Consider the following 9462-nt stretch of genomic DNA (forward strand, 5'->3'; position numbering starts at 1 on the left):
CCTGGTGGATGGCGGGGTCGTAGCAGGTGCCGTCGCGCCAGCAGGCCCACATCACGCGAAGCCAGGCGCGGGCCAGGATGCGGATGGCGTGGGGGTGTCGTTTCTGGCGGGCTCGGGCGTCGTTGTAGATTTTCGCGGCCCAGTCGCTGCCGTGCCGGCTGTTGTCGGCGAAGGCGGTCAGGGCGACGCGGGCTCTGCGGTTGGTCGCGAAGCGGAAGGCGACGGTGCGGGACTTGCCCGACGCTCGGGTCACGGGGACGACCCCGGCCTCGGCGATGAGCTGCTCGCTGGTGCGGGCGCGTTCCAGGAGCGGGCCGATCTCACCGATGATCTGGCCGAGGCTGACCCTGCCGATGCGCGGCATCGTCGCGAACAGCGGCGCGTAGGTGTGGGTTTCGACCGCCTCGGCGATGGTCTTGTCCAGCGTGCGGATGGTCGTGCGGATGCCCTTCACCAGCTGGACCTGGACCTGGACCAGCTGCTCGACGACTGCCTCGCTGAGGCGGGAGGCCGCCTTCGGGGCCGTCCGCAGGCGTTCGATCAGGACACCTCCGGGCTTCCTGCCGGAGTAGCCGTGGCGCTTGCACCAGGCTTCGAGGCGTCCGGCGGTAAGCCTCGCGGCGGAGGCCGGGGTGGGGTAGCGCTCCAGGAAGGCCATGGCGATGTCGCTGTCGAGGTTGGCGAACACGGCCTTGCCTCCGGGCCAGTGCATGTCCAGCAGCGCGGCAAGCTGGTTGACCGCCGCGATGCGGGCCTCGACGTGGTCGGCGCGGGTCCGGGTGAGGGCCTGCAGATCGAGGGTGGCCTGCTCGGTGGGCTCCAGCCGGGGCAGCAAGTGGCCGTCGGTGCGCAGGTAGTCGGCGAGTTTCATGCTGTCGCCCGCGTCGGTCTTGGCCTTGCTGGCGCCCCAGCGCGGGCGCATGGCGTGGAAGGCGTTGGGATGCACGGGCACCACCGGGTGGCCGGCAACCAGCAGCCGGTCCACGGCCAGGCCGCGGCTGGTCTCGATCATCACGGGCAGATCCGCCGGGGCTCCGTGCTTCCCCAGCCGGGCCAGGGTCCTGGCGAATCCCTCTTCGGTGTGGGCGAACTCCCACCGGTCCACGCGTTTTCCGGCGTCGTCCATGACGGTGACGTCATGGGTCTCGGTCGCCCAGTCCCATCCGATGAACACGAAAGAAGTACTCCTGTGACGTCGACGGAGCACCTGCCCGGTGGTGGTGAGGTCGTCTGCCGGGAGCTCATTAATCGGCCCTCTGCGGGGCGTGTCCCTGAAGCCGATCAGACGGCCTCGGCCCGGCGGGGCTGGCGGAACTCATGCTGGCCGTCGAACGGCTCGCACTACTGGCCATGCACCCACCGGGACCGAGAGGTCACAACCCTACCGAAGAGGGCTGCAGAAGGGATGGTCCTCTAATGAGCACCGTACGCAAGGTCGCCGTGGTCGGCTGGGGCGCCATCGGCCGGGTGGTCGGGGCCGCGCTCGCCGAAGGCCGGGTGACCGGCGCCGAGCTGGTCTGCGTCGTCGACAACCGCCCGCTCGGCGAGGGGGCCCCCGTGCGCCAGGCCACCTTCGAGGAGGCCATGGAGGCCTGCGACCTGGTCGTCGAGGCCGCGGGACAGGGCGTCGTGCGCGAGTGGGGCGAGCGGGTCCTGGCCTCCGGCACCGATCTGCTGATCGCCTCCACCGGCGCCCTGACCGACGACGAGCTGACGAAGCGGCTGCTGGCCGCAGGCCCTGGCCGCGTGTACTTCACCGGCGGCGCCGTCGGCGGACTCGACCTGCTCCAGGCCGTGCGCTCCCTCGGCCCGCTCGACGCGGTCCGGCTGACCACCACCAAGCTGCCGTCCACCCTCGAACAGCCCTGGATGGAAGCGGAGTTGCTGGACCGGATGCGGACGGCCACCGGACCCGTCGAGGTCATGTCCGGCACCGCCCGGGACGTGCCGGTCAGATTCCCCAAGTCGACGAACGTGGCCGCCTCGGTCGCACTGGCCGTCGGCGACCTGGACGCTGTGCGGGTCCAGGTCGTCGCCGACCCGGCGGCGCACCACACCCGCCATGTGATCGAGGCGTCCGGCGCACACGGCACGTACCGCTTCGAGGTCGCGCACCTGCCCGACCCGGGCAACCCCGCCACCAGCCAGGTGGTGCCGTACGCCGTGCTGCGCAGCCTCGCCGCGCTCGCCGGCCGGACCGGGCAGATCCTGTGAGCGCCCCCGGTGTCCACGTCGAGGAGGCGGGCGACCACGGCCCGCTGCTGCTCTGCCTGCACGGCATCGGCTCCTCCTCGGCCGCCTTCGCCCCGCAGCTCGCCGAACTCTCCGCCCGCGCGCGGGTCGTGGCCTGGGACGCCCCCGGCTACGGCAAGTCCCCCGACCCCGTCGGCCCGATGAGCCTCGACGACTACGCCGACACGGCCGCAGCCCTCATCCGTGAGCGCGCCTCCACCGCCCACGTCCTGGGCGTCTCCTGGGGCGGTGTGATCGCGCTCCGGCTCGCCACCCGTCATCCGCAGCTCGTCGCCTCCCTGATCGTCGCCGACTCCAGCCCGGGATCGGGCACGGACGAGGCGAAGGCGCAGGGCATGCGTGCCAGGGCGGCCGAACTGGCCGCGGTCGGCCCCCGGGCCTTCGCCGAGGCCCGCGGCCCCCGTCTCGTCTCGCCCGCCGCGCCGGACGACCTGGTGCGCCGCGTCGTGGACACCATGGCCGGCTCCGTACGGCTGCCGGGCTACGCCTACGCCGCCGAGTCCATGGCCTCCGCCGACCTCCGCGCCGAACTCCCCTCGATCACCGCCCCCGCCCTCGTGCTCTGCGGCGAGGAGGACCGGGTCACCGGCACCGAGGCGAGCCAGGCCATCGCCGGGGCCATCCACAGGACCGCCTACGTGATCGTCAAGGACGCCGGTCACCTGTCCAACCAGGAGCAGCCCGGGCACTTCGACGCCTGGGTCCTCTCCCACCTCCGAATCACCGCCGCAATCCCCGAATAGGAGCCTTCCATGCCTCTGACCACCGACGCGTACGACAACGGCGACGATCTGTCCGCGTACACCGACTCCCTCATCGCCTCCAAGGCCTCCCGGGTCGCCGACTTCGACACCCTCTCCTTCCAGGAGAAGGCCGGCGCGCAGTTCCGCCGCGGCCAGATCCGCTATGTCGGCTCCGGTGCCACCGGTAACCACGAGAGCGACAGCCGGATCCTCCCCTCCGGCGGCTTCACCTTCTCCAACATGCTGCTGCCGCCCGGCGCCGAGGGCCCGGCCCACACCCACCACGACGTCGAGGAGGCCTTCTTCGTCCTGGAGGGCGAGGTCAAGGTCGGGATCCACCGCGGCGCCGACGAGGCCGAGTACCGCACCCTCGGCTACCGAGACATGATCGTCGTCCCCGCCGGCGTGACCCGGTCGCTGAAGAACGAGGGCGACACCGACGCCCTGTTCTGCGTCGTCATCGGCACGCAGAAGCCGCAGGTGCCGACCTACCCCGCGTACTCGCCGATGCACGGTGTGACCCGTGGCTGACCTGCCCCCGGAAGGCCGGCGCACCGTCGTCGTCACCGGAGCGGGCCGTGGCCTGGGGCTGGCCACGGCCCGCCGGGCGGGCACCGACGGCTTCCGGGTCGTCCTCGCCGAGCTGGAACGACAGCGCGGCGAGCACGCAGCCTCCGAGCTGCGCGCGGAGGGCCTCGACGCCCACTTCGTACGCTGCGACGTCGCCGACCCCGCCTCCGTGGAGGCGCTCGCCGGCGCGGTGCGCGAGCTGGGCCCGCTGTACGGCCTGGTCAACAACGCGGCGCTCGCCAACGGCGTCGGCGGACGCGAGTTCCAGGACATCGACATCGAGGTCTGGGACCGGCTGATGGCGGTCAACGCCCGGGGCCCCTGGCTCGTGTCGAAGGCCCTCCACCCGCTCTTCACCGGTCCCGGCCGCATCGTCAACCTCGCCTCTGACGCGGCCCTGTACGGCTCGCCGCGCCTCGCGCACTACATCGCCTCCAAGGGCGCCGTCATCGCGCTGACCCGCGCGATGGCGCGCGAGCTCGGCGAGAAGGGGATCACCGTCAACGCCGTGGCCCCCGGCCTCACCGAGTGCGAGGCCACCGGGACTGTGCCCGCCGAGCGGCACGACCTCTACCGCGTGAACCGGGCCATCTCCCGGCCGCAGCAGCCCGACGACCTCACCGGGACCGTCTCCTTCCTGCTCGGCGAGGAATCCCGCTATCTGACCGGACAGGTGATCGCCGTCAACGGCGGCTTCACCATGAACTGAACCGCAGGAGACACGAACTATGGATCTGGGCCTCGCCGACCGCACGATCATGGTCACCGGCGGCAGCTCGGGCGTCGGCCTGGCCACGGTCCGCGCCCTCCTCGACGAAGGTGCGCGCGTCGCCACCTGCGGCCGCGACGCCGGCCGGCTCGCGGAGGCGGCGGCCGGCCTCGGTGCCCCGAGCGGCCGACTGCTGACCGGCGTCTGCGACGTACGGGACGCCGACGCCGTACGCGGCTTCGTCCGCCGCACCGCCGAGGAGTTCGGCGGTATCGACGGGCTGGTCAACAACGCCGGGCAGTCCCGGATGAAGGGACTCGACGACTCCACCGCCGAGGACTGGCGTGACGAACTGGAGCTGAAGTTCGCCGGGGTGCTCAACCCCCTTCAGGCCGCGCGCCCCCATCTGGCCGCCTCCGGAGAGGCGAGCGTCGTCAACATCAACGCGGTGCTCGCCAAGCAGCCCGAGCCCCGCCTGATCACGACGAGCGCCGCCCGCGCCGGCATCCTCAACCTCTCCAAGTCCCTCTCCGCCGAACTCGCCGGTGACGGGATCCGGGTCAACTCCGTCTGCCTCGGACTCGTCGACACCGGCCAGTGGACCCGCCGCCACGCGGCCGCGGACTCCGGCCTGTCGTACGAGGACTGGCAGGCGGAACTGGCCGGGGACCGGGGCATCGCGCTCGGCCGCCTCGGGCGGGCCGAGGAGGTCGCGTACGCGGTCGTCGCCCTGCTCTCGCCCCGCGCCTCCTACATCACCGGCACCGGCATCGACGTCTGCGGCGGCGTCGGCCGCTCCATCCTCTGAGGAGACACCACCATGCGTCACGACAACGGAGGCGAGCTCCTCGTCACCGTCCTGCGCGAACTCGGCATCGACACCGTCTTCGGCATCGTCAGCGTCCACAACCTGCCGCTCGTCGAAGCCGTCGACCGCGAACTGAGGTTCGTGCCCGTGCGGCACGAGGCGTCCGCCGTCAACGCCGCCGACGCCTACGGCCGTGCCCGGGGCACCCTCGGCTGCGCCCTCACCTCGACCGGAACCGGTGCGGGCAACGCCGCCGGATCCCTGATCGAGGCGCTCAGTGCGGGCAGTTCCGTGCTGCACGTCACCGGCCAGGTGGAGAGCGAGTTCCTCGGCAGCGGAAGGGGATTCATCCACGAGACCAAGGACCAGCTCGGCATGCTGGAAGCCGTATCCGCCTACGCCGCGAGCATCCCCGACGCCCGAGGGGCCGGCCGGATCCTGCGCGAGGCCGCCCGCGCGGCGCTGACCGCGCCCGGCGGCCCCGCCAGCGTCGAGTGGCCGATCGACCTCCAGTACGCGGCACAGACCGACGAGCCCGTCCTCTTCGCCGCGCTCGCCCCCATCGCACCCGACACGACCGAACTCGCCGCCGCCGGAGCCCTCCTGGCCTCCGCCCGACGCCCCCTGATCTGGGCGGGCGGCGGCGCGAACACCGCACGCGGCGAACTGGCCGCCCTGCTGGAAGCCACCGGCGCCGGTCTGATCACCTCGAACTCCGGTCGCGGCAGCGTGCCCGAGGACCACGAGCAGGTCATCGGCAACTTCGCCACCACACCGGCGGTACGCGCCCTGCTCGCCGACGCGGACGTCCTGCTGACCATCGGCACGCACTTCCGGTCGAACGAGACCTCCGACTACACCCTGGACCTGCCCGAGGCCCACATCCAGATCGACGTCGAGACGGCCGCCCTCGGCAGGGTCCACCCGGCCACCCACCCGCTGCTCGCCGACGCCGGAGCGGCCCTGGACAGCCTCCTGCCGCACGCGGTCCCCGCCGAGCCCGGCTGGACCGACCGCGTCGGCGCCGTACGCACCGAGGTACGCGCGATCCTGCACGACACCATCGGCCCGCAGGCCGCGATCTGCGACGCGATCCGCGCGGCCCTGCCCCGCGAGGCGGTCGTCGCGCGCGACGTCACCATCCCCTCCAGCAGCTGGGGCAACCGGCTGCTGGAGATGTACGACCCGAAGGACAACGTCTTCCCGCGCGGCGGAGGCATCGGCCAGGGGCTGGGCATGGGCATCGGCGCCGCGCTCGCCCGGCCCGACGCGCCCACCGTCGTGATGGCAGGCGACGGCGGCCTCGCCGTCCACCTCGGCGAACTCCTCACCCTCGCCCAGGAGCGGCCCCGCCTCACCCTGATCGTCTTCAACGACGGCGGCTACGGAGTCCTGCGCAACATGCAGGACCACCACGGCGACCGCCGCTCCGGGGTCGACCTGACCACACCGGACTTCGACCTGCTCGCCCGCGCCTGCGGACTGCCGTACGCGCGCATCACCGCGCAGGAGCACGCGGGGCCGGTGCTCACCGAGGCCATCGGCTCGGACGGCCCCACGCTCGTCGAGGTCGACCTGGACGCCCTCGGCCCGATGAAGAGTCCGTTCACCCCGCCCGTGCGGATCCCGGGCCAGTAGCCCGGCCGCCCGAACTGCCGGTAAGGAGGCAACTGCCCATGAGCGAGGCATCGCTGCGGCTGACCGTCCGTCGTATGACCTGGGAGGCCGAAGGAGTACTGTCCGTCGAGCTGATCCACCCCGACGCCAAACCCCTGCCCGCCTGGACCCCCGGCGCGCACCTCGACGTCCACGCCGGGGGCCAGGTCCGCCAGTACAGTCTGTGCGGAGACCCGCACACCCCGGACGTCTACCGCGTCGGCGTGCTCAACGAGCCCGCGTCGCGCGGTGGATCGCGCTTCGTGCACACCCGGCTGCGGCCCGGCCAGCAGATCACGGTCTCCGAGCCGCGCAACCGCTTCGAGCTGGAGGACGCCGACGCCTATGTGTTCGTCGCCGGTGGAATCGGGATCACCCCCCTGCTGGCGATGGCCCGTGAGGCGTCGCGGCGGGGCGCCGCGTGGCGGATGGTCTACGGCGGCAGGAGCCGGTCCTCCATGGCCTTCACCGGTGAACTCGAGGCGCTCGGTGGCGACGTCACCCTCGTGCCGCAGGACGAGCGGGGCCATATCGACCTGGACACCGCGCTGGCCGGGCTCCCCGACGGCACCCTGGTGTACTCCTGCGGTCCCGAACCGCTCCTGACGGCCGTCGAGCAGCGCTGCCCGGCCGACCGGCTCCGCCTGGAGCGGTTCGCCGCGCCGACGGTGGAACGCGCCGGCGACGACGAGGCGTTCGAGGTCGAGTGCCGTGCCTCCGGGCTGACGCTCACCGTCGGCGCGGGGACCTCCGTCCTGGAGGCCGCCGAGAGCGCCGGACTGACCGTGGACCACTCGTGCCGCGACGGGATCTGCGGATCCTGCGAGACCCGGGTGTTCGAAGGCACCCCCGACCACCGCGACTTCCTGCTCAGCGAGGCCGAACGGGCCGCGGGCACCTCGATGATGATCTGCGTCTCGCGATGCGCCTCCGGACGGCTCGTCCTCGACCTGTGACACCTTCCCCCGCACCTTCAGGAGACACCGTGACCGACACCTGGCCGTACCTGGACGTCCACCAGTCCCGTACACACGAGCCCACCCCCTACGAGTACAAGCTCGCCGCCACCCTCGAAGAGGTCTTCACCCGCGAGGGCCACGAACTCGCCGACGTCGTACGCGGGCTCAACACCCGGCAGGTCCACGCCGCCGACGGCAGCCCGTGGACCGAGGAGTCCTTCCGCGCCGAGATGAACCGACTGGGAGCCTGACCATGACGCTGTCGTCCTCCGCCACCGCGGACCACATCTACGCCACCGGCCTGCGCAACCAGTGGCACCCGGTCGTCCCCTCCCACTTCGTGGCTCCCGGAGCGATGCGCAAGGTGACCGCGCTCGGCGAGCGGTGGCTGCTCTTCCGCCGCTCCGACGGCGCCCTCTCCATGCTCGCCGACCGCTGCCCGCACCGCGGCGCCCCCCTCTCCCTCGGCAAGCACCTCGGCGACCGGGTCGCCTGCTGGTACCACGGAGTCGAGGTCGAGTCCGACGGCACCGTCTCCTCCGTCCCCGGGCTGCCCGGGTGCAGCCTGGAGGGCAAGAAGCTGGTGACCTCGCTGCCCGTACGCGAGGTCGCCGGCGCGATCCTCGCCTACTTCGGCGACGAGGAGCATCCCGAGCCCGCCGAGCTCACCCTGCCGGAGCCGCTGACCGACCCCGAGGTGGACGCCATCCTCTGCTACGCGGAGTGGGACGCGCCCTGGCGGTACGCCGTGGAGAACCTGCTCGACCCCATGCACGGGGCGTTCCTGCACCACGACTCGCACACCATGTTCGACGGCGACACCACCGCCAGGTTCCGCATCAGGGAGACCGGCCGCGGCTACTTCTTCGAGAAGACCGACCAGCGCGGCGTCAACTTCGACTGGGTGGAGCTCTGCCGCACCGGCGTCGACTGGGTCGACCTCTCCATCCCGTACCCGCCCTCGGCCGGCCCCGGCGGCCCGTTCGGCATCGTCGGCATGGTCTGCCCGGTGGACGAGCGCCGCAGCGGTGTCTTCTTCTGGCGCTACCGCCGGGTCCAGGACTGGCAGCGCGCGTCCTGGCGCTTCCTGTACCGGACACTGATCGAGCAGCGTCACTGGGACGTCCTGGAACAGGACCGCGTCATGCTGGAGGCCATGCCGGCCGACGCCGACCAGCGCGAGAACCTCTACCAGCACGACCTGGGCGTGGTCCGGCTGCGCCGCCTCTACCGTGCGGCCGCCGAGACCCAGTCGACGGCGGGTGCCTGAGCGGCCGCAGCGCGTGGGCGTTCACCAGGGGAGGGGCCCGAGACGTCGTCGTAGCCGCCGGTCGGCGCGTCCGGCCCCACCTGGGCCATGCGGACGATGATCTCGGCAACCACGGTCGAGGCCCCCGTCGCCGGCGAACGCACGACGCTGGACGCCGACGTGGTCGTCCACGCCACCGGCCGTCTTCCCGCCGACACGCTCGGGCTCGTCGGTGAGGTCGGCGAGCACCGCCTGCTCGACGACCAGGGGCGGGTCCGGTTCGAGCGCGACTACCGCGTGGCGGCCGACCCGTCCCTGCGGTGCGGTGTCCATCTGCAGGGCGGGACGGAACACACCCACGGCATCACGTCGTCCCTGCTGTCGAACACCGCGATCAGGGTCGGAGAGATCCTCGACTCGATCGTCGGGCGCGGGCAGGGCGAGACGGCCGGCCGCACGGCGCCGTGGGCGAGGTGGGCGCCTCCCTCCGAGGCGGCCCGCACCCGGCGGCCGTG

General features: G+C 72.4%; 10 protein-coding genes and 2 pseudogenes. 10 read left to right on the forward strand and 2 right to left on the reverse strand.

Features of this window, described 5'->3' with window-relative positions; all coding sequences use genetic code 11:
* Nucleotides 1-1174: IS110 family transposase (locus tag B9S57_RS24040; RefSeq protein ID WP_103514727.1), on the reverse strand; the 1174-nt coding region annotated here is incomplete at its 3' end.
* A 242-nt stretch (nucleotides 1175-1416) separates the two neighbouring features.
* Here B9S57_RS24040 and B9S57_RS24045 point away from each other — a divergent pair.
* From B9S57_RS24045 to B9S57_RS24085, 9 genes are read left to right on the forward strand one after another with little or no spacing between them, the layout of a single operon-like run.
* Nucleotides 1417-2214 carry an aspartate dehydrogenase domain-containing protein gene (locus tag B9S57_RS24045; RefSeq protein WP_103517686.1) on the forward strand — a complete coding sequence of 266 codons (798 nt, stop codon included), beginning with the start codon at nucleotides 1417-1419 and terminating at the stop codon, nucleotides 2212-2214.
* Complete coding sequence (locus tag B9S57_RS24050; protein ID WP_103517687.1) at nucleotides 2211-2996, forward strand: alpha/beta fold hydrolase; 786 nt, start codon at nucleotides 2211-2213, stop codon at nucleotides 2994-2996. The genes B9S57_RS24045 and B9S57_RS24050 overlap by 4 nt, the downstream gene beginning before the upstream one ends.
* A 9-nt stretch (nucleotides 2997-3005) precedes the next feature.
* Nucleotides 3006-3527, forward strand: a complete 522-nt coding sequence (locus B9S57_RS24055) for a cupin domain-containing protein (RefSeq protein WP_103517688.1) — start codon at nucleotides 3006-3008, stop codon at nucleotides 3525-3527.
* Nucleotides 3520-4275, forward strand: a complete 756-nt coding sequence (locus tag B9S57_RS24060) for an SDR family oxidoreductase (RefSeq protein ID WP_103517689.1) — start codon at nucleotides 3520-3522, stop codon at nucleotides 4273-4275. Before B9S57_RS24055 ends, B9S57_RS24060 begins: the two co-directional genes overlap by 8 nt.
* A gap of 19 nt (nucleotides 4276-4294) precedes the next feature.
* Nucleotides 4295-5083 carry an SDR family oxidoreductase gene (locus B9S57_RS24065; RefSeq protein ID WP_103517690.1) on the forward strand — a complete coding sequence of 263 codons (789 nt, stop codon included), beginning with the start codon at nucleotides 4295-4297 and terminating at the stop codon, nucleotides 5081-5083.
* A gap of 12 nt (nucleotides 5084-5095) precedes the next feature.
* The gene (locus B9S57_RS24070; protein ID WP_103517691.1) at nucleotides 5096-6721 is read left to right on the forward strand and encodes a thiamine pyrophosphate-binding protein; all 1626 of its coding nucleotides are present in this window, start codon (nucleotides 5096-5098) and stop codon (nucleotides 6719-6721) included.
* Between the two features lie 38 nt (nucleotides 6722-6759).
* A complete protein-coding gene (locus B9S57_RS24075) occupies nucleotides 6760-7695 on the forward strand; it encodes a PDR/VanB family oxidoreductase (protein WP_103517692.1) in 936 nt (311 codons plus the stop codon).
* Nucleotides 7696-7724: 29 nt separating this feature from the next.
* A complete protein-coding gene (locus tag B9S57_RS24080; protein WP_103517693.1) occupies nucleotides 7725-7949 on the forward strand; it encodes a recombinase-like helix-turn-helix domain-containing protein in 225 nt (74 codons plus the stop codon).
* A 2-nt stretch (nucleotides 7950-7951) separates the two neighbouring features.
* The gene (locus B9S57_RS24085; protein WP_103517694.1) at nucleotides 7952-8968 is read left to right on the forward strand and encodes an aromatic ring-hydroxylating dioxygenase subunit alpha; all 1017 of its coding nucleotides are present in this window, start codon (nucleotides 7952-7954) and stop codon (nucleotides 8966-8968) included.
* A 26-nt stretch (nucleotides 8969-8994) separates the two neighbouring features.
* Here the strand turns inward: B9S57_RS24085 and B9S57_RS35730 are convergent.
* A pseudogene (locus B9S57_RS35730) lies at nucleotides 8995-9096 on the reverse strand (short-chain dehydrogenase/reductase SDR); the annotation flags it as partial.
* Here B9S57_RS35730 and B9S57_RS24095 point away from each other — a divergent pair.
* Nucleotides 9080-9462, forward strand: a pseudogene (locus tag B9S57_RS24095) (hypothetical protein); the annotation flags it as partial. The pseudogenes B9S57_RS35730 and B9S57_RS24095 overlap by 17 nt on opposite strands.

This window comes from Streptomyces sp. SM10, from assembly GCF_002910915.1.
Lineage (GTDB): Bacteria > Actinomycetota > Actinomycetes > Streptomycetales > Streptomycetaceae > Streptomyces.

Excerpts from the sequence above, each read along its gene's own strand:
- B9S57_RS24045 (WP_103517686.1), top strand. The coding sequence starts at position 1,417 with ATGAGCACCGTACGCAAGGTCGCCGTGGTCGGCTGGGGCGCCATCGGC.
- B9S57_RS24055 (WP_103517688.1), top strand. The coding sequence starts at position 3,006 with ATGCCTCTGACCACCGACGCGTACGACAACGGCGACGATCTGTCCGCG.
- B9S57_RS24065 (WP_103517690.1), top strand. The coding sequence starts at position 4,295 with ATGGATCTGGGCCTCGCCGACCGCACGATCATGGTCACCGGCGGCAGC.
- B9S57_RS24070 (WP_103517691.1), top strand. The coding sequence starts at position 5,096 with ATGCGTCACGACAACGGAGGCGAGCTCCTCGTCACCGTCCTGCGCGAA.
- B9S57_RS24075 (WP_103517692.1), top strand. The coding sequence starts at position 6,760 with ATGAGCGAGGCATCGCTGCGGCTGACCGTCCGTCGTATGACCTGGGAG.
- B9S57_RS24085 (WP_103517694.1), top strand. The coding sequence starts at position 7,952 with ATGACGCTGTCGTCCTCCGCCACCGCGGACCACATCTACGCCACCGGC.